Origin of the sequence: Neorhizobium tomejilense (genome assembly GCF_964254135.1) — a bacterium.
GTDB classification, from domain to species: domain Bacteria; phylum Pseudomonadota; class Alphaproteobacteria; order Rhizobiales; family Rhizobiaceae; genus Neorhizobium; species Neorhizobium tomejilense.
The window spans coordinates 1183125-1208342 of record NZ_CAXUSO020000002.1 but is presented as its reverse complement, the minus strand read 5'-3'; the positions used below and the strand labels follow the sequence as shown (position 1 = coordinate 1208342).

General features: G+C 58.5%; 27 protein-coding genes. 11 read left to right on the top strand and 16 right to left on the bottom strand.

The annotated features are described in order from the left end of the window. Nucleotides 1-6: 6 nt before the first annotated feature. The 7 genes from ACSQ3G_RS28440 to ACSQ3G_RS28410 are packed head-to-tail and all read right to left on the bottom strand — an operon-like array spanning nucleotide 7 to nucleotide 5659. On the bottom strand, nucleotides 7-219 hold the full coding sequence (locus ACSQ3G_RS28440; RefSeq protein WP_436112662.1) for a hypothetical protein: 213 nt from the start codon (nucleotides 217-219) through the stop codon (nucleotides 7-9). Continuing rightward, nucleotides 209-910, bottom strand: a complete 702-nt coding sequence (locus tag ACSQ3G_RS28435) for a type IV secretion system protein (protein ID WP_436112661.1) — start codon at nucleotides 908-910, stop codon at nucleotides 209-211. The genes ACSQ3G_RS28440 and ACSQ3G_RS28435 overlap by 11 nt, the downstream gene beginning before the upstream one ends. A 9-nt stretch (nucleotides 911-919) precedes the next feature. Then, complete coding sequence (locus ACSQ3G_RS28430) at nucleotides 920-2011, bottom strand: lytic transglycosylase domain-containing protein (protein ID WP_436112660.1); 1092 nt, start codon at nucleotides 2009-2011, stop codon at nucleotides 920-922. Nucleotides 2012-2013: 2 nt separating this feature from the next. Continuing rightward, the gene (locus ACSQ3G_RS28425; protein WP_436112659.1) at nucleotides 2014-4422 is read right to left on the bottom strand and encodes a VirB4 family type IV secretion/conjugal transfer ATPase; all 2409 of its coding nucleotides are present in this window, start codon (nucleotides 4420-4422) and stop codon (nucleotides 2014-2016) included. 2 nt (nucleotides 4423-4424) lie between these two features. Then, entirely contained in the window at nucleotides 4425-4724 is a 300-nt protein-coding gene (locus ACSQ3G_RS28420) for a VirB3 family type IV secretion system protein (protein ID WP_436112658.1), read from the bottom strand. Nucleotides 4725-4727: 3 nt separating this feature from the next. After that, nucleotides 4728-5066, bottom strand: coding sequence for a TrbC/VirB2 family type IV secretion system protein (locus ACSQ3G_RS28415; RefSeq protein ID WP_436112657.1), 339 nt, complete (start codon nucleotides 5064-5066; stop codon nucleotides 4728-4730). A gap of 17 nt (nucleotides 5067-5083) precedes the next feature. Then, nucleotides 5084-5659 carry a lytic transglycosylase domain-containing protein gene (locus ACSQ3G_RS28410; RefSeq protein WP_436113218.1) on the bottom strand — a complete coding sequence of 192 codons (576 nt, stop codon included), beginning with the start codon at nucleotides 5657-5659 and terminating at the stop codon, nucleotides 5084-5086. 461 nt (nucleotides 5660-6120) lie between these two features. Here ACSQ3G_RS28410 and ACSQ3G_RS28405 point away from each other — a divergent pair, with 461 nt between their 5' ends. The 4 genes from ACSQ3G_RS28405 (at nucleotide 6121) to ACSQ3G_RS28390 (ending at nucleotide 9123) form a co-directional block, all read left to right on the top strand. Beyond that, a complete protein-coding gene (locus ACSQ3G_RS28405) occupies nucleotides 6121-6750 on the top strand; it encodes a hypothetical protein (protein WP_436112656.1) in 630 nt (209 codons plus the stop codon). Further along, nucleotides 6747-7286: a thermonuclease family protein gene (locus ACSQ3G_RS28400; protein ID WP_436112655.1), complete on the top strand. Its 540-nt coding sequence runs from the start codon at nucleotides 6747-6749 to the stop codon at nucleotides 7284-7286. Before ACSQ3G_RS28405 ends, ACSQ3G_RS28400 begins: the two co-directional genes overlap by 4 nt. Continuing rightward, nucleotides 7283-7966, top strand: a complete 684-nt coding sequence (locus tag ACSQ3G_RS28395) for a thermonuclease family protein (protein ID WP_436112654.1) — start codon at nucleotides 7283-7285, stop codon at nucleotides 7964-7966. Before ACSQ3G_RS28400 ends, ACSQ3G_RS28395 begins: the two co-directional genes overlap by 4 nt. Nucleotides 7967-8646: 680 nt before the next feature. After that, nucleotides 8647-9123, top strand: coding sequence for a helix-turn-helix domain-containing protein (locus ACSQ3G_RS28390; RefSeq protein WP_436112653.1), 477 nt, complete (start codon nucleotides 8647-8649; stop codon nucleotides 9121-9123). Between the two features lie 16 nt (nucleotides 9124-9139). Here the strand turns inward: ACSQ3G_RS28390 and ACSQ3G_RS28385 are convergent, their stop codons facing one another. Together ACSQ3G_RS28385 and traI are read right to left on the bottom strand one after the other, a co-directional pair. Further along, nucleotides 9140-9436 carry a hypothetical protein gene (locus tag ACSQ3G_RS28385; RefSeq protein WP_436112652.1) on the bottom strand — a complete coding sequence of 99 codons (297 nt, stop codon included), beginning with the start codon at nucleotides 9434-9436 and terminating at the stop codon, nucleotides 9140-9142. A 782-nt stretch (nucleotides 9437-10218) separates the two neighbouring features. After that, nucleotides 10219-10905 (bottom strand): acyl-homoserine-lactone synthase, encoded by a 687-nt coding sequence (traI, locus tag ACSQ3G_RS28380; protein WP_436112651.1) that lies wholly within the window; start codon nucleotides 10903-10905, stop codon nucleotides 10219-10221. A gap of 245 nt (nucleotides 10906-11150) precedes the next feature. Here traI and ACSQ3G_RS28375 point away from each other — a divergent pair, with 245 nt between their 5' ends. Continuing rightward, the gene (locus ACSQ3G_RS28375; protein WP_436112650.1) at nucleotides 11151-11855 is read left to right on the top strand and encodes an autoinducer binding domain-containing protein; all 705 of its coding nucleotides are present in this window, start codon (nucleotides 11151-11153) and stop codon (nucleotides 11853-11855) included. 93 nt (nucleotides 11856-11948) lie between these two features. Continuing rightward, complete coding sequence (locus tag ACSQ3G_RS28370) at nucleotides 11949-12689, top strand: autoinducer binding domain-containing protein (protein WP_436112649.1); 741 nt, start codon at nucleotides 11949-11951, stop codon at nucleotides 12687-12689. A gap of 146 nt (nucleotides 12690-12835) precedes the next feature. On the opposite strand, the gene ACSQ3G_RS28365 is transcribed toward ACSQ3G_RS28370, so the two are convergent. Then, nucleotides 12836-13531 carry a winged helix-turn-helix transcriptional regulator gene (locus ACSQ3G_RS28365; RefSeq protein ID WP_436112648.1) on the bottom strand — a complete coding sequence of 232 codons (696 nt, stop codon included), beginning with the start codon at nucleotides 13529-13531 and terminating at the stop codon, nucleotides 12836-12838. A gap of 354 nt (nucleotides 13532-13885) precedes the next feature. Beyond that, the gene (locus tag ACSQ3G_RS28360; RefSeq protein WP_436112647.1) at nucleotides 13886-14020 is read right to left on the bottom strand and encodes a hypothetical protein; all 135 of its coding nucleotides are present in this window, start codon (nucleotides 14018-14020) and stop codon (nucleotides 13886-13888) included. Nucleotides 14021-14092: 72 nt separating this feature from the next. Here ACSQ3G_RS28360 and ACSQ3G_RS28355 point away from each other — a divergent pair, with 72 nt between their 5' ends. Genes ACSQ3G_RS28355 through ACSQ3G_RS28345 form a run of 3 tightly spaced genes read left to right on the top strand, consistent with a single transcriptional unit; the run spans nucleotide 14093 to nucleotide 17146 of the window. Beyond that, nucleotides 14093-14812, top strand: coding sequence for a GHMP family kinase ATP-binding protein (locus ACSQ3G_RS28355; protein WP_436112646.1), 720 nt, complete (start codon nucleotides 14093-14095; stop codon nucleotides 14810-14812). Between the two features lie 25 nt (nucleotides 14813-14837). Beyond that, entirely contained in the window at nucleotides 14838-15902 is a 1065-nt protein-coding gene (locus ACSQ3G_RS28350; protein ID WP_436112645.1) for a cysteine synthase family protein, read from the top strand. 23 nt (nucleotides 15903-15925) lie between these two features. Continuing rightward, on the top strand, nucleotides 15926-17146 hold the full coding sequence (locus ACSQ3G_RS28345) for an ATP-grasp domain-containing protein (RefSeq protein ID WP_436112644.1): 1221 nt from the start codon (nucleotides 15926-15928) through the stop codon (nucleotides 17144-17146). 117 nt (nucleotides 17147-17263) lie between these two features. Here the strand turns inward: ACSQ3G_RS28345 and ACSQ3G_RS28340 are convergent, their stop codons facing one another. After that, complete coding sequence (locus ACSQ3G_RS28340; RefSeq protein WP_436112643.1) at nucleotides 17264-17731, bottom strand: GNAT family N-acetyltransferase; 468 nt, start codon at nucleotides 17729-17731, stop codon at nucleotides 17264-17266. 535 nt (nucleotides 17732-18266) lie between these two features. Between ACSQ3G_RS28340 and ACSQ3G_RS28335 the strand changes: the two genes are divergently transcribed. Beyond that, nucleotides 18267-18629, top strand: coding sequence for a helix-turn-helix domain-containing protein (locus ACSQ3G_RS28335; protein ID WP_436112642.1), 363 nt, complete (start codon nucleotides 18267-18269; stop codon nucleotides 18627-18629). Then, complete coding sequence (locus tag ACSQ3G_RS28330) at nucleotides 18626-19891, top strand: type II toxin-antitoxin system HipA family toxin (protein ID WP_436112641.1); 1266 nt, start codon at nucleotides 18626-18628, stop codon at nucleotides 19889-19891. Before ACSQ3G_RS28335 ends, ACSQ3G_RS28330 begins: the two co-directional genes overlap by 4 nt. A 133-nt stretch (nucleotides 19892-20024) precedes the next feature. Here the strand turns inward: ACSQ3G_RS28330 and ACSQ3G_RS28325 are convergent, their stop codons facing one another. The 4 genes from ACSQ3G_RS28325 to ACSQ3G_RS28310 are packed head-to-tail and all read right to left on the bottom strand — an operon-like array spanning nucleotide 20025 to nucleotide 25188. Beyond that, nucleotides 20025-21191, bottom strand: a complete 1167-nt coding sequence (locus ACSQ3G_RS28325; protein WP_436112640.1) for a threonine synthase — start codon at nucleotides 21189-21191, stop codon at nucleotides 20025-20027. Between the two features lie 4 nt (nucleotides 21192-21195). Next, nucleotides 21196-22284, bottom strand: a complete 1089-nt coding sequence (locus ACSQ3G_RS28320; protein WP_436112639.1) for a succinylglutamate desuccinylase/aspartoacylase family protein — start codon at nucleotides 22282-22284, stop codon at nucleotides 21196-21198. After that, complete coding sequence (locus ACSQ3G_RS28315; RefSeq protein ID WP_436112638.1) at nucleotides 22271-24091, bottom strand: ABC transporter permease subunit; 1821 nt, start codon at nucleotides 24089-24091, stop codon at nucleotides 22271-22273. The genes ACSQ3G_RS28320 and ACSQ3G_RS28315 overlap by 14 nt, the downstream gene beginning before the upstream one ends. Further along, complete coding sequence (locus tag ACSQ3G_RS28310; RefSeq protein WP_436112637.1) at nucleotides 24088-25188, bottom strand: ABC transporter ATP-binding protein; 1101 nt, start codon at nucleotides 25186-25188, stop codon at nucleotides 24088-24090. Before ACSQ3G_RS28310 ends, ACSQ3G_RS28315 begins: the two co-directional genes overlap by 4 nt. Nucleotides 25189-25218: the final 30 nt, after the last annotated feature.

The window sequence follows — 25218 nt, the reverse complement described above, 5'->3', positions numbered from 1 at the left end:
AGGAACTCACTCCAGCCCAAGAGCCGCAAAGGCGGCCGCAGGATCGTTGACGGCGTGCATCGGTCCACAATCGGGGCGCGGATCATTTGCATAGGCTGAGAGATCCGCCGGCCGCTTGCACGGCGCCGTCTTTTCCTTGACCGTCCCGCATCCGCCCAATGACGCTGAAACCGCAATGATGCCGATCGCGACGCTTACCCGCATGCCGTCAATTGCCATAGGCGAGGGCTTTTTTGCTGTTGGAGATATCGGTGAGGCGGCGCTGGTTCTCGGCCTGCAAGGATGTCACTGCGCCGTTCATCACGCCGATCATTTCGTTGAGCGTCAGGCCGGACTGAACCTGCAACTGCGTGTTCTGGTCGATCGACCCCTTGATGTCTTGCGCCTTGCCGATCTGCTGGCCGGCAGCTTCGAAAGCCCCACGTCGCGTCTCGGTCGCCTTTTGCGCGCCGTTGATAAGGGCCGAAACGCCGAGCACGGTATTCACCAGTTGCTCATAGGATTTGTCGCTGGCGAGGTCGCTATTGTCCTTGCCCGACAGCGATTTCACCAGTTGCAACCCGTTGATGAACGTGGTGGCGACCTTCGAGACGTCGCCGCTCATGCCGCCGAAATCGGGAATGCCGCCCTTGATCAGGCTATCCAGCGACGGCATGGAAGAGACACTGAACCCTTGGCCGATCGCGAGATCCTGTAACAGTTGGGACGTGCTGCCACGATCACCGGTCACCGCCTTCAGGGTGTCCTCGACCGTGGTCAGAATGTTCTTGTTGGTGTCGAGGATCTTGTCGGTCGTGTCCGCCGTCTGTTTGGCGATCTTGTAGTTCTGCTTGTCGATCACCGGCACGTCGGCATGGGCGAGGCACGGCGCTAGGATGGCGATTGCGGCTATGAAGGACGTACGCTTCATGACGGGCTCCTATTGGGGTTGCAGCATGAGCTGGATGTCGGCTGTTTCTTCGCGTTTTGCGACGCAGGCCTTTTGCTCGGGATCCCAGACAAGCCCTTGCCGTGGATCGCAGAGGCCGGTGGTATCGCGTGGAGGATCGTCGCCGTTATCGCTCGCAGTCGATCGCGAAGTGCTCGATATATCCGACGTCGTGACAGCGTTGTGGGAATTGATGAGATCCGCCATCGCGGCGCCAAGCTTGATGACGTTGTTCATCATTTCGAGATTGGCATTGCGCGCGGTCGAATTGTGGTCCCAGCTGTCCTGGATCGTGCCCGTCTGCAGGCCCGCCAGCTGCTGGTACCAACTCGACACGTTGCCGAGGCTTTCGTAGGTTGCCCTCGTGGTCCCCATGGCGTTCAGGGTCGAATCGCGCATGCCGGAATAGGCGGTCGCGCCGCGGCCGTAGTTCAGCGGGATGCCGGACTTGTCGGATCCACCAAAGGCGGGAAGCCAGTCCCGGGTAATGCTGCGAACGTAGCCTTGAGTTTCCTTGAACGGCGGAATGCCACCATATTTGCTGACATTGCCTGGCCCCGAATTATAAGCCGCAAGCGCGAGGTTGGTGTCGCCGCCGAATTTGCGCAGCTGTTGCTTCAGGTATCGGGCGCCGCCGTGCAGATTGTCCTCGATGTTGTTTTCGTCGACGCCTAGCTGATCCGCCGTGCCGGGCATGAGTTGGGTCAGGCCGGTCGCGCCGGCGGAGGACTTGGCACACGGGTTCAACCTGCTTTCCTGGTAGATGAGAGCCAGAAAGAGGCTTTCATCGACACCTTCCTCCTGGGCGATACGACGTGCGCGCCCTGAGATCTCGGCATTCTGCTCGGCAGCGCCGACCGGATCGTTCCGTCGCGTGGGGCGGTAGATCGAGCAGGTGACGGATGTGTGGATCGTATGGCGATCCTTGGTCGTTGTCTCGATCTTGCTGGTCGCTTTGTCGCGCGCCGTATCCTCTTGGAGGATCGCGTTGTCGATCACGGGAACATCGGCAAGTGCAATTTTGGGTATCGCCGCGACAAGCGCAGCGAAGGCGACAGGGGCGAAGCGGTGGAGCGCTGTCATGCTCAGGCCCTCCAGCCGCAGAAGCGGGACAGCCAGGCCGATGGATCGTCTCCGAGTTCCTCCCGCAGCCGGGCGCATTCCTCGATGGTGTCCTTGCGGCCTGAAAGAACCTTGATCACGTCGGGCATGGTGCCGAGATCGAGACGAGCGATGACGCTGTCATTGCCATGCTTGACGAGAAAGGTGCGCTTTTCGGGCGGCGTGGATCGGATGAAGTTGAACTCCTTCACCGTCAGGCCGAAGCGCCGAATGTAGCTTTCCTCGTCGGCGCGGGGATTGGGGAAGTGGATATTGGTCGCCGACTGCTCGATCAGCGTATGGGAGGCCGGCGCCCGGGCGATGTCGGCGGCCGACTGCGTTCCGAAACCGACGATGCCGTTCAGCTTGCGGATGGTCTTCATCTTGTCGACGATGAAGTCGCTGAAGGTCGGATCCCGCAGCAGTCGCCAGCCCTCGTCCATGAAGATCATCACCGGCGTGCCGTCGAGAAGCTCGTCGAGCCGATGGAAAATATACATCAGTGCCGGCGTGCGGATCTCCTCATTGTCGAGGATACGGGTCATATCGAAGCCGAACACCTGCCGATCGGAAAAAGAGAGAACGTCATGGGTTGCGTTGAATAGCCAGGCTTTCTCGCCATCGATCCATGGGCGCAGGCGCGCGCTGAGATCGTTCGGCCCGGCCCGCGAGCGGCCGATCAACAGCCCCGACAGGTTGGCGAGGTTGCGCTGGGCGGTCGGTTCCTGCATCAACCGGAAAAGGGCGCGCTCGAGGATATCTTCCTCTTCCTGATCGAACCCTGCTGCGTCGCAACGCTGGAGCATGGCCTTCAGAAGGCGAAGCAGGAATTCGCGGTTCGGGCCGGTATTGTCGATCTGCAGCGGATTGAAACCGGTCGAGGTGCCTGGCATCAGTACTTCGTAGGCGCCGTTCATGGCGCGCACGAAAATCTCGCCGCCGCGATCCTTGTCGAAGAACACAGCCCTCGGTGTCGGAGAGACCCGAAACGCTTGCGCCAGAAGAAAGGTGAGGGCAACGGTCTTGCCGGAGCCGGTCGGACCGGTCACCAGGAAATGCCCGATGTCGCGCCGATGGAAGTTGAACCAGTAAGGCGTCTGGCTAGTGGTCTCGAGGATCGTGATCGGCGTTTTCCAATGGGTGCCGTCCGTCTGGCCGCACGCGAAATTGTGCATTGACGAAAGGCCGGCGAAGTTGGCGCTTGAAAGCAGCGCCTTTCTGGCGATGTAGGAATGGTTGCCAGGCAACTGCGCCCAGAACCCTGCCTCGAGGTTGAGGTCCTCGCGCAGCCAGTTCACGTTCATGTCCGTGAGGCAGGCGCCCAGATCGGACACCGCTTTGTTGACACCCTCGACGTCACGCGACAGGCACAGCAGCGTCAGATGATGAAGGCCGAACACCGCTTCCTGGTTCATCAGGCTGTTGAGGGCGAAATCGATATCGTTCTCGACATCGCTGCCGGCTTCGTCGGATGCCGCGATCTGGCGTTTCAGACGTGATATCCGCTCCTGCGCGATCGGCTTGTCGGTGATCGTGAAGGATTGCGTCAGGATGAACTCATGATTCATCTGCAGGAGGCCGTCGAGCATGCCTGGCCCAGTGAACGGCGGGTACTCCTTGATCGAGAGGATTGCCCCGAAGCGGTCGTCTTCGCGGGCTGCTCCTTGAGCCTGCAGTGTGCGCCGGGAAAAATGCAGTCGGGAGCTGCCGACGTAGCCGGCGATGCTCATGCGCGGCAGGCGCATCCTGCGCGGAATGCCGCAGGTGAGCACGGACTGGAAAAATTCGCAGGGCTCGGAATAGGGTTCATCGTCGCGATAGACGATCCCAAGCGGACGCGCCCCATACTTCTGGAGGTCGCGGCAGAGATTGCCGACCAGTTCTTCCAGTTCGCTGACGGACTCTCGGAGTTGACCGTCAACCGCATCACGTGTTCCGGCTTTGTCGAAAAGTCGGCGCGCCGTGTCCCCAGCGGCCAGTGCGCCGCGCATGCCTGAGCGCAAGACGCTGAGGTAGAGTTCGTTGGTGAACATGCGCTTGTCGCCAAGCTCAGCCATATAACGACGATTGAGGAGGTCGGCGAAGGGTGCATCGAAATTGCTGTCGAGACCCGCCTCCACCTGCCGGCGGATGACGGTCGACCACAACGAGAAGCGGCTGGAGCCGAGTGCGCGGATCATCGTATTCTGGACCACCGAGCGCATGTTGAGTTCGGCCTGGTCTTCCGTCTGGAAAAACAGGCCGTTCAGTCGGATGATCGACAGCAAGGCGCCGTTTTCGAGTTTGATCACGGTATCGGCTACATGTCGAAGATAAGGGATATGTTTCGACATCGATCGCTCGCGAGCGGCCGCGGCTCCAAAACCCAGTTCTTCCCGGATGAGCTTCAGCATGGTCAGGGTCCGTATGAGTTTGCGCCCCAGAAAGATTTGTTCGGGGTTTTTGGCGTCATGCGCGTTGCGACCTGCAACACGTCGAGGATGCGGCCGTCCCAGCTGCATAGGGTGAAGAGGGCGAGATAGGCGAGCGGGGCGGTCATCAGCGCCCAGACCGTGTTGGTCGCGAGCCAGGCGATGATCGTCAGGCCGATCACCACCACCACCGCCATGTAAGGGACGCCCCACAAGGTCGGCGACCGGGTTAGCCCGATGATCAGCGGCGTAAGTGTCGGCTTGTCGTCCGAGAACTCGGTCATCGCTCAGTTTCCGACCGTGGACATCAGTTGGTCGACGATCGCGGGCGCGCCAAACACCAGACCGATACCGAGAACGACCGCGCCGGCCGTGAACCAGCTCAGACGCCCGGCAAAGGCGAGAAACCCAAGTCCGATGACTGCGATGATCGCGACCAAACGTCCAAATGGGCCGGTGATGAAGTCGACGACCGCCTGGACCACAGTCTGCAGCGGTGCGAAAGCCTGGTTTGTTGCCTGTGCCATCGCACCGTCGGCGGAGAGCGCGTGCGAAGCGGCCACCACCGCGACCATCGTCGTCAGACGGATTGCGCGTTTCTGTCGGGCAGACAGGGTGATGTCCATTTTAAATCTCCTTTGTTTCAGAAATGCATGACGCCGTTTACGAACTGGCTGCCTTTGGCGCCGAGCACGTCGCTGACCTGGTCGCTGGAAATGGCAGGGCGCTCTCCGGCAGGACCGGGTCGGTCGGGCGCCTTCGCGTGGGGCAACCCCAGGCCGAGTTGCCGATTGATGACCGAGGCTACATAGCGGACCGTTTCCGGATAGGGTGGCACGCCGCCATTGTCGTAGATTGCCTGGACGCCGGCATTGTAAGCGGCCGCGGCAAGCAGCGGATTTCGGAATTCGTCGAGAAGTGCCTTCAAACGACGGACGCCGGCATCAATATTGGATGCGGGGTCGCAGGCATCGGTGACACCCAATTCGCGCGCTGTATCCGGCATCAATTGCATCGGCCCACGAGCGCCGGTGGGGCTGTTGCGAACCTGATCGAAACGGCTCTCGGTCCACGTGATCGCCTTAGCGAAATCAGCATCGACGCCATATGCATCCGCTGTGCGCCCTACCAGAGTTTCGATCTGCGCGGGGCTGAGAGGGGAGGGTCCGCAGTCTTCCCGGACGTGTCTCAGGTCCGCTGATGAATACAATGTATTCATATCCGGGCGGGAATGTTTGGTGGGTGCTGGATGTGGCCGGTCGGAGGCTGGCACCGCGAAATCACCTGACCGCGAACCGGATGTGTTCGCTTCCGACCGGTCCGCAGGCGGATTGAGCCTTCCCGATCGATCGAGGAGAAATTCGACGTGCGGTGACGGGGAGGAGCGGTCCTTCGCATGGGCGGGAAGGCCGCCAGTCTGAGTAAATTCCGACGAAAACCTCGTCGAATCGAACGGATGGGCCGATTGCGGCGAGAGTATAAGCAGTGGCAGGGACGCCAAGGTCGCGATCGTCTTCAAAGCGATGAAACCCTCTTGTGTGCCCCGCTTCCTCATCGCCGTGGTCGATTCGAGCGGAGATCTGTACCGTAAATATTGCTTGTGAATGTTACCGAATGTGTTCATAGTTAGCGCGAAAAAATCGAGTCGGAAAGTACAAAAATGCGGTCTCAGGAAATTTTATGAGAACACAAAGGGTAATATCCGTCCATCGGAGCCTCCAGTGTCTGTCCGCTCTGCTGACAGCGGCCATCCCGGCTGCGGCCGGAGGACAGGTCGACCCGGCTTATCTCAAATCGCTGGCTGCGCCCGGAAAGTCGGTTCTGGTGGTCGAGTACTATGATCCGGGCGGGAAAATCGTCGACCGGAAGGGATTTGCCTCGGCGACCGGATTCGAAGTTCGATCGCCCGTCGATATTGCGGTCGACGCGAAGACCACGTTGCGCCTCTACGGGCTTCAGCCCTGTATCGGCGATGTGGTCAATCAAAAGGAGGGGTTCGTCGGTACCTGCAGCGACTATGCGAAACAGCAGCTCCAAACCTTGGTGAGGGCGGCCAAGGTCGTTTTTTGTCGGGCGTTCCTGACCGAGAAAAATGCCGTCACGCAGGATGTCACGTGCTTCGGCTATTATGACTATCCGGGGTCGCTCGACGCTGTCGACAATATCGAGGAGCAACTCGTTTCGCTCGGCGCCTTACGGCTCTCAAAAAAGCAGGACGGCAGCTTCTTGCGCCCCGACCTGGAGCCGGCCGAAAAAATCGGGCGGGGCGGCTTTGGAATGTGGGCCGATCCGAGAGTTCAGCAGCAATGACGGGCCAGCTTGCGCGCATCGTGCTGGCGGCTTTTCTCGTCGCCTTCCCGGCAAGCGGCGCTCCCGCAGGTTATTTCGACTTCGGACCCAACGTCACCTTCGAAACGGGTGACACCTGGATATCCGCGGGCCGGCGCTACCGCATCTATGGGCTGCAGTCCTGCTTGCGTCAGACCTTCTACACCGATCGGTCGGGAAACAAGCGAGACTGTGGCGAGGCATCGATCGCCGTCTTGGGTGCCTATGTGAGAGACACGCATCCGCTCTGCGCCCCGGTTGCCACGCAAGCGGATCTGACATTCGTGACCTGCTACGCCACTGTCGGCGGCGAACGCCTTGACCTCGCGATGATGATGATCACGGAAGGCTTCGGCTTTGCCAGCCTTAGCAGCGACGGCCTGCCGGTATATCCCGCCTATGCGGTTGCCGAGCAAAAGGCGCGAGAAGCCCGGCGTGGTCTTTGGCAATTCGATGATGTCCAGCACCCATCGATCCTTCTAAGCCACGCGGCGAAAAACGCGAGGATGCAGAAATGATCCGAACGGGAACAGTTGCGCTGCTGATGCTCACGCTGGTGCCGCATGCATCGACCTCAGCGGACCTTCTCAGGCCTGCACCCAAAAGCGCTGCGTCAACCAACCGGCCGATAGCGCGGAAAATCGAGGGCAAGGTGACTGTGATTGATGGCCGGACGCTGTGGTTTCCGACGTCGCAGCTTTTGGTGCGCCTTGCTGGGATCGACAGTTGCGAACTTCCCCAATGGGCTTTTGATCCGAACGCGACCGATCCCCGCAGCCTGGCTCTCGCCCCGGTGCCATGCGGAGCCCTGGCAAAGGCGTGGCTCAAAAGAACGATCTCCGGGAGACGCGTGGTCTGCACTGTCAGCGTGAACTTGACCGAGAACCTGAGCGGCGCAACCTGCGTCGTCGATGGACGCGACCTCGCGCTCGATATGATCGGCGTCGGTCTGGCGCGCGTGGTCGATCCGAGAAGGGTTCCCGAGCGGTATCGCTCCGCGCAACGTTACGCGATGGATGCGCGCTATGGCATCTGGGCGACGTACGTACTCGACATGGTAGAGTGGCGGCAAAGAGCGGTCGACAAGACGCTGGGTCGCCGCCCCGTTGCCGATCTAAACCTGTTGGCCACGCGGCAGAGCGAGATCTCGTCGCCATTCATCGACGCTCGCCGCCAACCGGCCCGCCGAGACCGCTAATGTCTGCACCTGACGAGGATCTTTTCCGTGAGATATCTCTTCGCATCGTTGCTCGCCTTCTCCGCGCTCCTCGCCCATGCTCTCCAAACGTTTGCGAGCGAATGGGGCTGCGAAGTGCTGCTTTGCGCCGCGTCTTCCAACCCGTCGTGGCAAGGGATCGAAAGCTGCCACCCGCCAATGAAGAAGCTGATTTCCGCGATGAAGAAGCCGGGTTTCTCCTGGCCGACCTGCCCCGAGGGCGGAGCGGGAAAACCGGGCTACCAGCCCTATGCCGAGTGCCCTTTCGGCTGGACGGCGACCGCCGGCGGTGATGGCAACGGAGACCTTTCTCGCCAAGAGTTCTCGAGATGCATGCGCCAGGTCACGAGTTGCGAGGGCGGACCCCGACGGTCCGGTTTTTCGGACAGCGGCGGCAGCGCGAGGGCTCCGGGCGTCACACGGCAATACCAAGGTGACAATTCCTGCAGCTACACGGAGTTCCAGGATCGACCGCGGCGATCGGACCCCTATTTCTTTGACATCAGGGACCAGACGACGGGTAAGGACGAACGACATTGGTTCGCTTTATCAATACGCTAGTTTGCGGTGGCGAAGGGTGATATCCGCGCTTTTTACCGCGAGCCGATAGCCATCCGGCACCAGCGTGATGTATGAACGGACGTCGCATTTTGGGTCGGTGGATGATGGCAGAAGATTTAGATAATCACATTGCGGAATTGGAATTGGTCAAGACGACCGATCCTGACAATGAAAAGCCTGTCTATCGCAGACAGGGCTTCGATGGCATTTCCACCTTTGACGAGTTGGATAATAAACTGGGTGAGGAGCTGCGGCGCTGTCGCCAGAAAAAGGGCTTGAGCAGAGCCGACATGGCAACTCTCGTGGGTTTGAGCGAGCAGGTCTATGGTCGCTATGAACGCAATTCCTCCAAGATGACGGTGAGCCGCCTGATCCATCTGAGTGAGGTGCTCGGTATCTCGCCGCTCGCGATGCTGTACCCCACAGCACCCCAACTATGGGGAAAAACGGAGATGGAGGCGGAAGCGCGCATCCGGATCATGGGTTTGTTGGAAAACCTTCCGAGCGACACGATGGAATCGGTCGTAAAGCTGCTTGAAACGGTCCATGTCCTTCAAGAAAAGACCGGAAGCTCTTAAGCCTTCGACCGCCGTTTCAGAGGATGTGATCCAGCGATCTCAACAGCCGTGCAATCGCCTGGTCATCCAGGGACGTTTCGGTTTTCGCAAGCAATAGCGTAAAATAGAGCAGTTTGGTCTGCCCGCCGGCATTGGAACTGGGTTTGAAGTCCAACAGCCGCTCGCGCAGCGACTGCTCTTCAAGTGCTCGTATCTTGATTTCCCGCTTGTCTTTGATCGTGGGGTACGATTTGGCTTGCAAATTGTCTAACTTGGCTATGACTTCGGCATGATGGGCCAGGAGCACCCAAAAGTCATCGGTTTCATCATCCATGCAGTATCTCGAAATGTAATCAGTGCGCGAATGCAGTCGAGCGCGTGATGCAACGAACACAGGTAGTGGCCAGGTTTGTCGATTTCCGCAATCGCCCATTTTGGGTCTGGCCGGTCACTATAGGTCTAGGCGCGGCCTGTTATGGTCTGACGTCCGGGGCAACAGCTTAGCTCCCTCAGTAGTCCGATCGACTGTTAAGCCGTGAATGTCTGCAGCAAACCCTGGACGTCGTAAAGCTTGACACTGGAAGATCACAAGCCGCCGACTTCGGCGATTTCGAATCGAAGAAGACGTTGGGTTACGCCGAATCCTCCTACGGTGAAAACTACCGCAAGTTACATCCGTCCGATTGCTCTCAAGATGGCGTTCGTATTGTCTATCTGCTTCCGACTGTCGCCGTCCTTGAATTTTGCCCCGCTCCTTTGGCCGGGTTGATCTCGCCCAATCCAGAAGCTTGGCGTAGCGCCCTCAGGTTCGAGCAACTTGGAGCAGTCTCGTCAGTTCTTCTATCCTCTCCTGGAGCGCCGGCATCTGCATTTGTCGTTTCCTGGTGAAACACAATGATGAGCTCCATTGGAAAAGTGAAGCTAGCTTTGATGTCAGGATCTTTCTTGATACTCCAGCACTTGTGGCGTGACGCACCTCCATAGCCCGTTCGATATGGGGCAGCAGCGGCGCGGGACGGTCTGCGCCAGGCTATCGGGTTTGCAATCTCGCATCTGCATCTGGAGAATGAGGGGTCCTATTGGATTTGAAATCGGGCGTTCGGCTGGACAATCGCTTTAGAATTGTGAGCGCTGCTCATGCTCATGCTCATGCTCATGCTCATGCTCATGCTCATGCTCAGATCGAGAAGCGGATCGGGCAAGCCTTTCCTCCAATCGGTAGGTTGGTGGTCGAATCCGGTCGAAGCTGTGAGCGTCAGCAGGCAGAATGCCGGCGATGCTTACGACATTGCCTATCAGTTGCGGCTCCCCGAGGCGCTTCATCGGCCAGCCGGCATGGCGGAGCAAGCGTTCGAAGCGTAGATCCGTCGCCGTGACGATTTCATCATAGCCGTGTTTGATCGACCATTCGATGATCGCCGCGAACAGGCTGAGGGTCGCGTCATGCAATAAGCCCTCTGATCTGCCGGGCGAAAAGGTATCGACGCAAAAGCGGGAGCTTTCCACCATGCGGCTATGCGGCGCGAGCTTTCCCTGAGGCAAAAGGGCTGGAAACTTCCTTTCCAGCATTGTCGGCCCCATTGCTGGAAGGAGACGGGCTGTTCCCAGCACGTCGTCGCGCACTCCGACGGCGAGCAGATAGTGGGGATCCAGTTCATCGAACTCGTCACGCTCCTCGCCGGCAACTACGGTGACATTCCAATTCAAACGGCCTTGGAACACGCGTGCGCGAAGCGCGAACATTTTTTCAAGTAGGGTTTGCTCGACGTGGTGGTTTGACGTCTGCAGGGCAATGATCTTCATGGCGACCTCGCGGATTTGAAAACCGCATTCGAGCCTTGATCGCGTTGCTTGATAAGCTCTCATTTTTGAGGGGGTTCCGACTTCCGAATGCGGCGGTGCGCCAAAATTAATGATGTAAACATGATCATGTGTCATCAAATGCGCGTGAGAAGCCCTCAATTTGCCCGGTTATGACCCATGCCACGAGGTGTAGTGTTGGTGCGAGGTATCCAGTCAAACCCGAGATGAGCACCGCGAGGTGGCCGATGAGCGACAAATTGGATGGGCTGATAGAGGAAGTGTCCCTTGCCAGCGATCAGCGTGACGTGTCACGCGTGCTGCGTCGAGTGACGGCGCGATGGGGATTCGAATATTTCTGCTATCTACGGCTAAGCGGTGCAAAAACCTATGCTCTCTCGAACTATCCGCTGATCTGGCAAAGGCGCTATTTCGAATGTTCCTATTCCCGGATAGATCCGGTGATCAAAATCTCGATGTCAAAAATGCAAATGTTCTCATGGTCCAGCGCGGCGCCTCAAGCCAAACCATCGCGTCAGGTCCTGAGGTTTTTCGAAGAAGCAGCAGAACTCGGCATCAGGTCGGGAATTTCCATTCCGGTTTCGGTGGGGTTCGGATCAAGCGCGATCCTGACATTCGCTTCCGGGCAAACGAGCTTTGCCGTTGGAGATCTCGACGATCCTATCAAGGCAGCGACGGCAGCGACGCTCGTGCATGCCTATCTCACTCTGCTTGACGCAGTTCCCACAGCGACGGTCACTCCGAGACTTACACCTCGGCAAGCACTATGTTTGAAGTGGTCTGCAGAAGGAAAGACGATGGAGGAGATCGCGATACTGCTCAGTCTTGCCAAGACCTCTGTTCGTTTCCATCTTGACGAGGCACGAGCGCGGCTGGATGCCATGACCCTGCAGCAGGCGACCGCCATCGCGACAACCTTGAACCTGGTCTGACCCGGAATAGCCGCGGAAGTCTGCCATCCATTGCGGGCTTTGCATGATTGTTGCTGCACCGGATCAAGCCCGTAAAAAACATAGAGGACGGCTATGACCGGATTGTTGGAGGCGCTGAGTGATGCGCTGGAAACCACCGAGACAAGCGCGAGTTTTGAAGCCGCCCTCGCTACGCTGACACGAGACTATGGATATGAATATTACGCATATCTGGGGCTCGGCGCAAAGGTCTGCGCGAGGTCGAATTATCCTGCCGCCTGGAAATCGGACTATATGACAAGATCCTATTTTTCCATCGACCCAGTGGTGACAACAGCGCGGGAGATACTGCGTCCATTCCACTGGTCGGCCGCGATCTACCGCGATGACCAAAATCGACGGATCGAGGACTTCTTCACCCGTGCCGCCAAGTTCAATATCCGGTCCGGTTTATCCTTCCCGATCTCGATCGGTCTTGGAGGAATGGCAATGCTCACGGTAGCCTCTCGCCACGATGCTGTGACAAGTGGTCTCGAAATTGACCCCGTTTTTGCGGCCGCGACCGTCGGACATATCCATGCTCAATTGCGAAATCGTCGTCGCGCAAACGGAAGCATGCTTGCCAAGCTGAAGCCTGAAGAAGCCATCTGTTTGACATGGTATGCTCAGGGAAAATCGTTTCGAGACATCGCGACCATCGAAGGGATGAAGTATTCCAACGTATGTTTTCACATGTCCAACGCGCGCAAGAAGCTCAACGCCAGCACGAGTGCACAGGCCGCTGTCCACGCGACGCGGTTGAAGCTTATTGAAGGTTGCCGTCCGGTCGCAAACAACCGTCCGGACCCTTCATAAGGCGGTCCATGATGATGGACCGAACGGCATTGACTACACGCCGGCCCAATGTGAAGACCTGTTTCTCAACGGGATACGGTAATTGCCTGTCAAGCGCCACGACGGAGCGGAAAGATGCGTGACCGCAATATGTCAGACGCCAGTGGTTATTCCTGCTGATCAGCGTCGAATGCGTAGCCCATGCCGCGAACGGTCCGGATGACATCCGTTCCGCCGTTCGACCGCAGTGACCTCCTCAGCAGTCCGATCCGGACATCGACGGTACGATTGTCAACGAAGGTATTCGCGGGCCAGCCGAGTGCGATCAACTCCTCGCGTCGAAAGACCCGACCCGGATTCTGCAGGAATATCTGTAGGAGGTTGAATTCCAGGGCGCCGAGATTGACGATCAAACCGTCACGCCGAACGCGGCGGGTCCGGACATTGAGTTCGATCCCACCCGATCTCAATGTTCCCTGCTGGTCCGAGCGTTGCCGGTCGGCAGACAGGGTACGAAGATACTCGAGAAGCTTGATTGGCTCGAACGGGCGATGGAACGGCCTGTCAGCGCCTGCCTGGATCATCTCGAGGTAAAGTGCCTCCGCGCCCGGTTCGATCAATGGTATGAAGGCCATCGAGCGCGTCGAGTGGGCGGTCTTCAGCTGTATACACAGTTCACGGCACATCGTGCTCGAGGCACGGCACTCTGCGATTACCGCTTGCGGCTTGATCATCTTGACTCGTTCGACGACCTCATCGGGATCTTTAGCCAGTACCACCGCGAAACCATCTGTTTCGAGCATGTGCTTCATGAAAAGAAGAAAGTCCAGGCTGGGGGAAACCAGCATCACAGTCGGAGACACCGTCCATCCTCAAGAAGCTGCGTCAGGATATGACCGGAATACTGGATGTCTCTGGGCCGGTCGGCCTGGCTATCCCTAAGCAGGCGAAGCGTTTCCGGGCAATTATCGCTCGTGTTTTGCAGGCTGCAAGTCGCAGAATTGCGAGCAGTTCCCGGACATGCCGATCGGCAGTTAGCCATCCTCCCTCGCCTGGTCCTTGGGGGTCGATTCAAGACATGCGCAGGGGGTGACAGAGCCGATCTAGGGCTGTGCGACCTTGCATGACGCAGATCCTGTCCTTTGCAAAGGTCTCAACAAAAAATTGCACAATCTTCACGATGCTCGCCTCGAATTCCTCCCGACTCGGTGACACGATCAGTCCGTCACGTCTGTCATCCACAGGACGATGGGGAGGTCGAAATGCCGAACGCGCGAGGAATTGGAGAGGCTCGGGCTCATCATGGCGAGATCCTGCAGGGTATATTCGAGGACGAGAGATGTCATAGGCATCGGGGACTGGTTTCCCTTCCCTGCCGCCATCTGAGGTCAGAAGCGGTCTTTTTCCCCAACGCACATGAACATGTGACTGTCTCTCCCACCTCCTGTGAAAAGGCACGAAGGGCTGCCGAACTCGCCATGCTCCGGACAGGGTTCAAAAACTGCGGCGGGCACCTTGTCATTGCGTCGGACATACCCGTCGGTCGAGGTCTTGGTTCATCAACCGCCGATGTGCTGGCGGCGATCCGTGCAGTGATCGACTATCTGGGTGTCAGTTGGACCCATGAAGAGATCATGGGCGTCGCCGTAGAGGCGGAAACTGCGTGCGACGCGACCCTCTTTACTCAGAACGCCGTGTTGTTTGCCCAGCGGGAGGGGGCTGTGATCGAGCCATTCCACCGGCCGGTTCCTCCGATCGATATCATCAGTGTCGACACCGAGCCGTTGAAGACGGTCTCGACACTCGATTTCGTGCCGGCTCACTACGACACTTTCGAAGCCGAGGCCTTCAAGTCTCTGCGCAGCCTGCTCAAGAGGGCCATCCGGCTCGGAGACCTGGATCTCCTCGGCCGAGTTGCGACTGCGAGCGCCAACCTGAATGAGAGGTTCCTGCCGAAACCAGGTCTCCGCGCGCTCCAGGAGATAGCCGGCAGGTGCGGCGCCTTCGGCATCCAGGTGGCCCATAGCGGGACGGTTGTCGGCCTGATGTTCGACCCCCGGTCTCCAGAGACGCCGCAGAAAATCGATCGTGCGAGTTCCGCTCTCAGCGCAGCCGACTTCCAATTCCGGATCTTCAACGCGTGAACACCCAATCCCAGGCGAGGGCGTTATGGCAAATTCCCATTTTCGAAAGCTCGAGGATTTCGAGGATCCTCGACTGGTACGGATCGGAAGCAATCTGTATGGCGCCGCATTCTTCCTGATGAAGCTCCTGCCGGCAAGATTTATGCTCGAACACGCCTTTGAGCGCGGGGAGATAACGGCCGAGAGCTGTATCTGCGAGACCTCTTCCGGCACCTTCGCGCTGGCGCTGGCGATGGTGATGGCACAGTCCGGCAATGGGCTGATCATTGTCTGCGACTGGGCCATCGACCCAAAGCTGCAAAGGCGGTTGCTGGAACTTGGCGTCCGCCTCGAGATCATCACGGATCCCCAACCGCAGCGTGGCTTGCAACAGGCGCGGCTCGACCGCTTGCACCAACTGCTTGCCGAAAATGGTTCCCGATTTTGGCCTCGCCAGTACGACAATCCGGACAACCCGCTGTCCTACGCCAAGGTCGCCGCGAAGCTGGCCGAACGGATCGGCCGCATCGATTGCCTCGTCGGAACCGTGGGATCAGGCGGTTCGCTCTGCGGCACAGCCCGCTATCTGCGGTTGTTGTTTCCGGACCTCTTCGTTATTGGCGTCGACACGATGAACAGTGTGCTCTTCGGGCAGCAGGACGCACCGCGCTTGATCCGCGGACTGGGCGGCAGCATGATTCCGAAGAATGTCGACCATACACAGGTGGATGAGGTCCACTGGCTTTCCGCAGCCGAGACGTTTCGGGCAACCCGCGATTTGCACCATCGCCATGCCCTGTTCATGGGCCCAACAAGCGGAGCAGCGTTCAAGGTCGCCGCCTGGTGGAGTGCCAGCCACCGGGACAAAAATACCGTGGTGCTAATGCCCGACGAAGGCCATCGATATATCGACACCGCCTATGACGACGACTGGCTGGCGGCAAACAGTCCCGAATGGATCAAGAGCAGCCCCGAACGTCCCGCAACGACAGCGGAGCCGAGCTCGCAATTTACCAGCTGGACGCGCTTCGCCTGGTGTAGGCGAGCGTATTGCGAGGTTGTACCAGAGGACGCTGGTGCAGGCGACATTGCCGGCTGGCTACGGCCATGACGAGAAAAAGGGAGGCAAGCACGATGCCAGACAGACGACTGGTTTTCCTGGAAAGCAGCACTAGCGGGCACCTCTTCTTTCGGGCAGCCCGCCGCCGGGGTCTTCGCCCCATCCTGGTGACAAGCGGACATGATCGCTATCGAAACCTGGAAGGCGAGGCGGTCGATACGGTTATCGCCGATACCGCCGACATTGGGGCGATGGCGCGAGTTTGCGATGAACTCCAGGAGCAGGTTCCGATTGCAGGGATATTGTCCACCTCGGGTGCCTATGCGGCAATGGCCGCTCGTCTTTGCCACCGGTTCGGACTTCCCGGCGCCGATGGCCAGGCAATTGAAAACTGCCAGAACAAATTCCTCCAGCGGGGCACGTTCAAGGATGCCGGCCTGCTTACGCCGGCCTATGAACTGGTTGACAATGTCCCGTCCGCCGTCGAGGCAGCGAACCGGATCGGATTTCCGGTGATCGTGAAGCCGGTGGTCGGAAGTGGAAGCACCGGCGTGCGTCTTTGTCTGGACGGTGGAGATGTTGGAGAGCAGGTGGCCCATCTGCTGTCGAGCGGCGAGGCAATGGCCCGGGATGTTTTGATCGAAGAGTTCATCGTGGGATTGGAATATTCCGTTGAGACAGTTGGAGATGTCGTGCTCGGCATCACCAGGAAACATCTGGGGGAATTGCCATATTTTGTCGAAGTTGGCCATGACTTCCCGGCTGCCTTGCGTCGGTCGGATGAGGTTGCCATTGCCGACACGGTCGTGTCCGCACTTGACGCGCTGCATCTTCATTGGGGTCCGGCGCATACGGAACTGCGGCTGGATAGTCGGGGCCCGGTCATCATCGAGGTCAATCCCAGGATGGGCGGCGACATGATTCCGGAACTGATACGGCTGGCGATAGGCGTCGACGTCGTCTCAGAGACAATCAAGCTGGTCACCGGCGCAAGGATCGACCTGACACCGCAAGGACACCGATGGGCTTCCATCCGGTTTCTCAATCCGGGCGCCGAGGGTTTCGTCCGATGGAAGTCGGATTTGAATGCCGCTCGCGCGATGCCGTCGGTCTCGGAGGTTGAACTCTACGTGGCGGATGGGAATGAAGTTCGGCGATATGGCGACTATCGGGACCGGATCGGCCATGTGATCGTGGCAGGCGAAACGCCGTATCAGGTCGAAGCCAGTCTCGCGAATGCGACGGCACAGTTGCGGTACGATATAGAGGACTCTTCCAACCGACGTGATGGCTGATGGCTCAAGCCAAGCCTTGATCACAAGCGTCTTTACTCTGGCGGACCGCCATGGCCCTATGTCCGTGCGGGCGCGCCGGAACGCCTTGACGGCCGCAGAGCCGCCGCCTGCGGATGGTCAGAGCCTAAAAGCCCGCTCGTCGAGAATATAGTAGAGTTTGCCCTGTTCTCGAATGGCACCAATGCTTTCGTAGAGCGCCAGCGCCTCCGTGTTGGCACCGGAAACGCCCCATTTGATGCGGAAGCAACCCAGGCTCTCAGCCTCCCGACACAAAGCCGCCATCAACTCACGGGCGATCCCACGTCGCCGATGGGCTTCATCAACCATCAGGTCGTTCAGATACAGCATGGGCCTGTTTCTGAACGTGAATTCGAGAACAAAATAAAGCGCAAACCCGACGATTTTTCCTTCGGAGTTTTCGCTGACGACGACGTTACAGGGCGGCCTTACGCTGTCGAGCCGCAGCCGGTTTAATGCCTGCTCGTCGACGGCGAAAATGTCATCGTAGTTCTCCAGGTGCGCATGCCTCTGCATCAAGGCCAGAACGCTTGCCAGATCACCATGTTGAATCTTACGGACCGCCATGCGACACCCTGGATTGACTTTCGGCGGGCTGATCTTAGCAGGGTAGGGACATGAGAAGTCCAAAGTTGGTGTGAATTCTTTCGGCAAGATTGCGAAGCTTTGCAAACTTGCGCCCGAAACATGAAGAGGCATTTCGGAAATATGCAGCCTGCCGCAAGCGCTCGATGAGGGTTACCGCCGGCTCAGCGTGCACGGTGCCAGGTTGCCGCCCGGCGAACAATGCCTTCGCCGAACGGTTCCGGCGGTCGATCAATACGAAGAGGCAATTTCCAGGAGATGGCGGGGTCGGTGACCACCTTGCAACGAAGGTCGGTGCGGGAGCATCATGCGGATTTTCACGGCACACCTTGCTCGCCGATCATACGACCGGCTGATGCCCCCCAGGCGAGCGCTGGCCACACAAAAATGATATATAAATCATATCTGCGTAAAAACATGTATCTTTATTCATCAAAGTCATCTTTCCCTGACCTTGACAAAATGTATTTTAAATCATATTTTGTCGCAGATATGAAATATGAGTCATGAGATTGCCATGTTCGCGTCGTTCCTAAAACAAGTGAAGCCTTTGAGGAAGGCTGCGTCGATGTCTCAGCGCGATCTGGGAGAGCTGATTGGCCTAGATCAGGGTTATGTCTCTCGCCTTGAGCGAGGAGCCATCAACCCGGAAGCAGCCACCTTACAAGCTGTGGCCGAAGCACTCCAGATGCAGATCGTATTCGTACCCAACCGGGCAATCAGCCGCGTCAATTCAATCATCTCTGAGTACTTGGCACCGCCATCCGGCCCTCACAAGCCCTACGAGGGTTCTGTACTGGAAGATGTGTTCATCCCTGATGGCTATGATGGGGAAGACGATGAAACGCCTACACGGGGCGCGACGGCGGCAAAGCAATGAGCAACACGCTGTCCGTCTTTCTGAGATCTGGTAAGGCAGATATTCAGGTTGGAACCTTGATCAGGGAACGAAGCGGGCTAATGCGCTTCATTGTCGAAGGGGCCTACATCGCGCTTGGTGAGAACAGACCTCTCCTCAGCTCGTCAATCCGCTTCATCGGAGATGAAGAGCGGACGGTTCGAATGCTGACTTCTGGTCCAATCACGCAGCCAGGAAGGGACCTGCATCCCTGGTTCTCCAACCTGCTGCCAGAAGGCGCGCTTCGCGACCTTGTTTTGCGGGGACTTCCGACTGGGGCCACAACAGATTTTGACGTTCTCGCCCATCTTGGCCACGACCTGCCGGGAGCTGTGATGGTTCGCGTTCAGGAGGAGCCTGCGGTGGCTCCTCCTGAACGCGAACCACTCTCTACCGATCAGGCAGATGCACCAAACCAGATCCGCTTCTCTCTGGCGGGCGTGCAGCTCAAGATGAGCATGCTGAAGCAGGACGAGCGTCTCACGTTTCCGGCCACAGGGATGAACGGCGATATAATCGTGAAGCTACCCAGCGAACGCTACGCGATGCTCCCTGAGCTTGAATATTCGTCAATGAAACTCGCAGAAGCGGCAGGAGTGACAATCCCTCACTGCGAGTTGGTCCAGACCGAGTCAGTTGTGGGCATCAAGCCCGAGATACTAAGGGGGAATTACGTTCTGGCGGTCAAACGATTTGACCGTGCCGCCGATGGTGCACGTGTTCATATGGAGGATTTTTGTCAGGTGATGCAGGCTCCAAAGGAGCGAAAATATACCGCGGCCAACGAAGAGACGGTCATGAACCTTGCCAAACGCTTCGGCCGAGGCACGAAGGATTATCTGGAGATCGTCCGTCGCACCACAGTCAACATATTGCTCGGAAACGGCGACGCGCATCTCAAGAACCACTCGCTGATCTATGCGGATGGGATCAACGGCGCTCTCAGCCCGGCCTACGATATCGTCGCCACGATTGTCTATGACGGCAGCAACGAGCTTGCCTTGAAATTTCGAGATAGCCACGATTCGCTGACCGTCGGACTGGCACGTTTCCAAAGGGCAGCCGATTTGGCGGGCGTTCCCGTGAACGTCGTCAAGAAAGAAGTCACCCGTACAGTCGAAAAGGCGGCCGACACCTGGGACAAGATGATGAAAGATCTCCCATTGTCAGGCGAACACGCTCGGATAATCATGGATCGCGTGAAGACACTTCGACTCAGCGCGGACACGAAAGTCGCCTTCTAGCCTCGGCTCCGGTCCATCCTAAGCGACCGGTGACTTCAGCTCCCGCGGAGGCGGGTACTTTCGATCAGCGACTCTAAGCTCCGACACGGCGCCAATCGCTCTCGCCCTGAAAGGTTTCCTCCTGGAGACTTTATCAGCCCTCCTTATAGCCATGTGACGTCAGGATCAGCACAACCGATGCATCCTCGGCAATGACCGACTGATCACGCAAGATCCAGAGGCCCGCGAGGGCAATCGCGCTGGAACTCTCGACGAAGAGACCGGCTCGTGCCAATTCAAGCTGCGCGGCAATGGTTTGATCAGCCGACGGTCCGACGACCGTTCCTCGCGAGCAGAGCAGCGCTTTGATCGCCTGATAGGTGACGGTCGTTCCACCCAGCGAGAGAAGCGGTGACCGCCCATGAAACTGTCCCACATAGTCTTTCCCCGCCATCACCCGGGAAATTCGGGGAAACGGTTCAGCTGCGTGAATTCGCGGGATGTCTGTCACCAGCCCCGCGGAAACAAGATCGGCATATCCCTTTGCCAGTCCCCACAGCAGATCTCCTCGGGACACTGGCACAATGATGTCACTTGGCTGCTCCGCTCCCAAAGACAGATAGAGTTCAAGCGCGATCGCCCTGTATCCATCGACGGCGAACAGGTTGCTGCCGACGGCCGGGATTGTAAAGTTGCTGGCCGGATACCACTCACCTGACTTGGCGTGGACGGAAACCAATTCCCATCGAGCGGCGGAGTTCGGCGCCACGATGACTTCGGCGCCGTGCAGCTCGATCGCTTTTCGCCAACCTCGCTCCATTGCTTCGGTGGTCACCACCACGCACTTGAGACCGGCATGGGCCGCAAATGCTGCGAGCGAGGCGCCGGCATTTCCACTTGAAGCGACAGCGAGTGCGCGCGCGCCGATATCGAGGCCTCTGCGAACGACGGCCGCGCTCATTCTGTCCTTGTGCGAGCCGGTCGGATTTGCGCCCTCATTTTTCACTCCCAGCCATTTGATATCGTTTTTTGCCGCAGTCTCGGTCAGCTCGAGGAGAGGGGTATTTCCCTCACCCAGTCGGGGATGACCCGGATAAGCGAGCCAGTTTGCGATATCTCCGGCAATCTTCAATTCTGGAAAACGCTCAAAAACGGGTGCTACGCTCGCGGGCGCCCCTGCCGCGGCGCAGACAGGACAGCCGCCAAAATAATCGCCGATCGGCCAGGACCTTTGGCATTTGATGCACCGCATGCCGGACAGCATGGGATTTGGCGCGGCGACACGAACTGGTCGGCTCGTCTCATTTGTCTCACTGATCATTGCCTTATTGCCGGAGTTCATCATTGAGGAAGGTGCACAGCTCGTCGCCTCTGCCAACCAGGGCAGGTATATGGCGCGACAAGACATAGCCGGAGGTTTCGAAACGCACTTCCGCGGGCTCGCGAAGGGGGAAGTCCGGAAAATGAATGAGCCCCGCGAGCTTGCCGGCGGAAACATATTCGCCGAGCTGGATGCGAGGTTCGAATATTCCGGCGACAGGAGCATGCAAGCGACTGTTTGAACCCTTTTCCATCCAGCGCGTCACGTTTGGTGTCGTCACGGTGATCGAAGGCAGGATGCCGACCTGGTTGAGGATCCTCTTCACGCCCTCGCTGGCAAGCTGGAGCCCTTGCAGGGACAGCATTTCACCTCCGCCGAGCTCGACCGTCAGGCAGGATATGCCTTGCCTCGTGCATTCACCCGAAAGGGTCAGGCTGCCTCCTCCACCCTTGCCGGTGCTGAAAAAGCTGATGGGCGCGCCGAACCATTCGGCCAAACGCCGCAACTCGGCGGATCCTCCTCCGCTTTCGTCTTCGCGCAACAGCGCGCAGGGGATGAACTCCGAGGAACGTCCCCCGGCGTGCAGGTCGATCACGAGATCGACGCGGGGCAAAAGTACCGTGCTGACGTAATGCGCGATCACCTGCGTCGGACCACCCAAGGCGTCGCCCGGAAAGCACCGGTTGAGGTTGGCTCCATCAAGCGGGGAGGATCTTGTCCCGGCCATCACCGCCGGAAAATTCAGCGATGGCAGGATTATGATCTGACCTTGCACCCACTCTGCCTCGAGATCGCGGGCAAGTTTCATCAGCGCAACGATACCTTCATACTCATTGCCGTGATTGCCACCGACCAACAAGGCGGTCGGACCAGCGCCGTTCTTGATCGAGATCGCCGGGATCGGAATGTAGCCATAACCGTTGCTTTCCCGTGAATGGTAAAGGTGAAGGGAGCCGTCCTCCTTGCCGTCCTTGTCGAAGTCCAGAAGCGTCGAGATCGGCGTTTCCACTGCAGCCCCAAATAACTGACCCGCCCGGTGCGGCGATCCGGCTTGTGCTGGTTGCATGTTCGTCGATGGCTCAATTTTGACCATAGCGGTATCCTCCCTTCCGTCGGATCAGTTCCGAAACCGCGATGATGATGCTCATGAATACCAGCAGGAGGCTGGCTACGGCCGCCAGACGCGGGCTCACCGATAGCAGGGCATCCTCGTACATGAGCTTGGGCAGGGTGGTGACGCGGCCGCCAGTGACAAAAAGAGCGATCGTCAACTCGTCGAAGGAAATGATGAATGCGAACATGAACGACGCGATGATGCCTGAACGGATCAGGGGAAATGTCACGCGGCGGAAGGTCTGCACACCGCTCGCACCCATGGTGGCGGCCGCATAGTCAAGATTGCGGTCATAGCCCTTGATGACGGCAAGCACGGTGATGACGATGTAAGGGATCACAATGACCGTGTGCCCCAGCACGACAGCAAACGTGGTGCCGGCAATGCCAATCCGCGAAAAGAGAAAAAACAGACCAACGGCGATGAAGATGTTCGGTACGATCATCGGCGCAACAACCAGTCCGAACAGGGCCGGCTTCCCGGCGAACCTGTCGCGCGCCAGTGCGAAGGCACAGGGCACGGCAAACAGCATCGCGATGGTGGCGGCGGCGAGCGCGACGATGAAGGATCTCGCAGCCGCACCAAGCCATACCGGCGAGTCCAACACCAACTGATACCATTGCAGCGAGAAAAGCTTTGGAGGCCAGGTCAGGAAGGCCTCCGACGTGAACGAGACCGGCAGAACGAAAAGCGTGGGGAGCGCGAGAAAGGCCAGAACGAACGTACAGGCAGCATAGAGTCCGATGCGCGTGCTGCGACCTCGATGTCTTTTTTCCTGTTTCAGGGCCGTCAACGCGAAGATGGCCGCATCGGTAAGATTGGCTAAGGCGGAGGTGATCGCGTTTCCGGCAAGGACCGCCCACCGGCGTATGGACGATTTCTTCGCGAACACGCGCGTTGGCGCGCTCCCCCCGATAACCGACAGGCCGAATATCCGGTCGTAGACGAGAAAAATCGCCATGAAGGTGATGACGAGCAGAACGCCGATGGCGCCGGCAAACTGCCAGTTCAGGACCTCCCTGATCTGGAATATGATGAGCTGGACGATCATCGTGTCCTGAGGACCACCCAACAAAGCCGGGGTGATGAAAAAGCTGAGGGACGTGATGAAGACCAGAAGGGCCGCGGACGCGACGCCAGGCATCGTCAAGGGGAAGTAGATCCGCCAGAAACGCGTCCCGCCCTTTGCCCCCATCGTCGCCGCAGCCTTGGACAGGTTCGGGTCGATACCCTCCATCACCGCCAGAAGGGTCAATATCGCCAAAGGCATCAGAGCATGGGTCATGCCGATCATCACGCCGGCGAAATTGTAGATCAACTGCAGTGGGGCATCGACAATCCCCATGGCAAGCAGGATCTGATTGACAGCGCCCTTGCGGCCGAGAAGCACGATCCATGCGAACGTCCTCACGAGGAAACTGGTCCAAAACGGCATCAAGACCAGAATGATGAGCCAGTTGCGCGTCGATCCGCGTGAGATTGCCAGGAGATAGGCCACCGGATAGGCGCCAACGACACAAAGCAGCGTCGTGTAGAAAGCGACCTTGATGGTTGTGAGCAGGACCTTGCCATAGAGCGGTACGTCGACCAGCCGCTGGTAGTGCTCAAGAGACGGAAGGCTGCGTTCATCCAGGAAGCTTAAGCCCAGAAGCATCACGACCGGAATGACGAACAGCGACAGCAGGAACACCACTACCGGTCCGGTCTGCCAATAGAGCTTGTTCCATGTCGGCCAGATGCGCAGCGGCGGGATGGTTCCGGCGACAAAATCAACCCTCGCCATCATGCTGCCTCCCGCTTGTCGTCCGAGAAAACCCTGCCGACGTCAGCGTTCCAACCGATGGTGAGCTTCTCACCTTTGCGCACGCCTCGCGAACCGCAGGTCAGCTGCGAAACCTGCAATGTCGACGTCTCACCGACGCGGATGAACAGCTTGGTGATCGCACCCGAAACGACGACTTCGGTCACCTGGCCACACAACCGGTTTGCCCTGGTGTCCGCATCGGAAAGGACCTCGATGGTTTCCGGGCGCGTGAAGTGGACGACATCGGGGCCATGCGCATCTGACGATGTGTGATGGGTCCGGATCGTCCCGATCCCCGGCAGGTCCAGGAGGAGACACTCTGCTTCTTCTGCGATGATCCTGCCCTTGATCAGGTTCGACTCGCCGAGAAAATCCGCCGCAAACAGGCTTTTGGGCCGGAAGTAAAGTTCGTCGGGAGCGCCGATCTGCTCGATCCGTCCACGGTTCATCAGGCAGATGCGGTCCGACATGACCATTGCCTCCTCCTGATCGTGCGTCACGTAAAGAACCGTCATTCCCAGCTGCGCATGCAGCCGCTTGATCTCCAATTGCAGGTGGTCGCGCAATTTCTTGTCGAGTGCTCCAAGCGGCTCATCCATGAGAATGATGGAAGGATTGGCGACGAAAGCCCGCGCCAGGGCGATGCGTTGCTGCTGTCCGCCCGAAAGCTGGTTGCAATAGCGGTCTCCGACATGCTCCAGTTTTACCATTTCAAGCGCCCGCCTGATGGCCGGCAGCCGCTCGCCGGCAAGCATTTTCCGCATCTCGAGCGGAAACGAGATATTCTCGGTGACCGTCATGTGCGGAAACAGCGCATAATTTTGAAAGACCATGCCGATGTCGCGACCTGACGCGGGCAGGTCAGTCGCCTCGCGACCGTCGATCCATATCTTGCCGTCGTCGGGCGCATTGAGTCCTGCGACCGCCCAAAGGAGCGTCGTCTTGCCGGAGCCGGACGGACCCAGCATGGTCAGAAACTCGCCGTCCGCCAGATCGAGATCGACGTGATTGAGGGCGGTGGTCGATCCGTATCTTTTTGTCAGCCCCCGGATCGCCAGCTTGTTGATGCGTTCTTTCAATGTAGAAACCTCCCAGATATGCGATTGATC

Coding starts and splice junctions, on each gene's coding strand:
- ACSQ3G_RS28440 (WP_436112662.1), bottom strand. CDS start 219: ATGGCAATTGACGGCATGCGGGTAAGCGTCGCGATCGGCATCATTGCG.
- ACSQ3G_RS28435 (WP_436112661.1), bottom strand. CDS start 910: ATGAAGCGTACGTCCTTCATAGCCGCAATCGCCATCCTAGCGCCGTGC.
- ACSQ3G_RS28430 (WP_436112660.1), bottom strand. CDS start 2,011: ATGACAGCGCTCCACCGCTTCGCCCCTGTCGCCTTCGCTGCGCTTGTC.
- ACSQ3G_RS28425 (WP_436112659.1), bottom strand. CDS start 4,422: ATGCTGAAGCTCATCCGGGAAGAACTGGGTTTTGGAGCCGCGGCCGCT.
- ACSQ3G_RS28420 (WP_436112658.1), bottom strand. CDS start 4,724: ATGACCGAGTTCTCGGACGACAAGCCGACACTTACGCCGCTGATCATC.
- ACSQ3G_RS28415 (WP_436112657.1), bottom strand. CDS start 5,066: ATGGACATCACCCTGTCTGCCCGACAGAAACGCGCAATCCGTCTGACG.
- ACSQ3G_RS28410 (WP_436113218.1), bottom strand. CDS start 5,659: ATGAATACATTGTATTCATCAGCGGACCTGAGACACGTCCGGGAAGAC.
- ACSQ3G_RS28405 (WP_436112656.1), top strand. CDS start 6,121: ATGAGAACACAAAGGGTAATATCCGTCCATCGGAGCCTCCAGTGTCTG.
- ACSQ3G_RS28400 (WP_436112655.1), top strand. CDS start 6,747: ATGACGGGCCAGCTTGCGCGCATCGTGCTGGCGGCTTTTCTCGTCGCC.
- ACSQ3G_RS28395 (WP_436112654.1), top strand. CDS start 7,283: ATGATCCGAACGGGAACAGTTGCGCTGCTGATGCTCACGCTGGTGCCG.
- ACSQ3G_RS28390 (WP_436112653.1), top strand. CDS start 8,647: ATGATGGCAGAAGATTTAGATAATCACATTGCGGAATTGGAATTGGTC.
- ACSQ3G_RS28385 (WP_436112652.1), bottom strand. CDS start 9,436: ATGGATGATGAAACCGATGACTTTTGGGTGCTCCTGGCCCATCATGCC.
- traI (WP_436112651.1), bottom strand. CDS start 10,905: ATGAAGATCATTGCCCTGCAGACGTCAAACCACCACGTCGAGCAAACC.
- ACSQ3G_RS28375 (WP_436112650.1), top strand. CDS start 11,151: ATGAGCGACAAATTGGATGGGCTGATAGAGGAAGTGTCCCTTGCCAGC.
- ACSQ3G_RS28370 (WP_436112649.1), top strand. CDS start 11,949: ATGACCGGATTGTTGGAGGCGCTGAGTGATGCGCTGGAAACCACCGAG.
- ACSQ3G_RS28360 (WP_436112647.1), bottom strand. CDS start 14,020: ATGCCTATGACATCTCTCGTCCTCGAATATACCCTGCAGGATCTCGCC.
- ACSQ3G_RS28350 (WP_436112645.1), top strand. CDS start 14,838: ATGGCAAATTCCCATTTTCGAAAGCTCGAGGATTTCGAGGATCCTCGA.
- ACSQ3G_RS28345 (WP_436112644.1), top strand. CDS start 15,926: ATGCCAGACAGACGACTGGTTTTCCTGGAAAGCAGCACTAGCGGGCAC.
- ACSQ3G_RS28340 (WP_436112643.1), bottom strand. CDS start 17,731: ATGGCGGTCCGTAAGATTCAACATGGTGATCTGGCAAGCGTTCTGGCC.
- ACSQ3G_RS28335 (WP_436112642.1), top strand. CDS start 18,267: ATGTTCGCGTCGTTCCTAAAACAAGTGAAGCCTTTGAGGAAGGCTGCG.
- ACSQ3G_RS28330 (WP_436112641.1), top strand. CDS start 18,626: ATGAGCAACACGCTGTCCGTCTTTCTGAGATCTGGTAAGGCAGATATT.
- ACSQ3G_RS28325 (WP_436112640.1), bottom strand. CDS start 21,191: ATGATCAGTGAGACAAATGAGACGAGCCGACCAGTTCGTGTCGCCGCG.
- ACSQ3G_RS28320 (WP_436112639.1), bottom strand. CDS start 22,284: ATGGTCAAAATTGAGCCATCGACGAACATGCAACCAGCACAAGCCGGA.
- ACSQ3G_RS28315 (WP_436112638.1), bottom strand. CDS start 24,091: ATGATGGCGAGGGTTGATTTTGTCGCCGGAACCATCCCGCCGCTGCGC.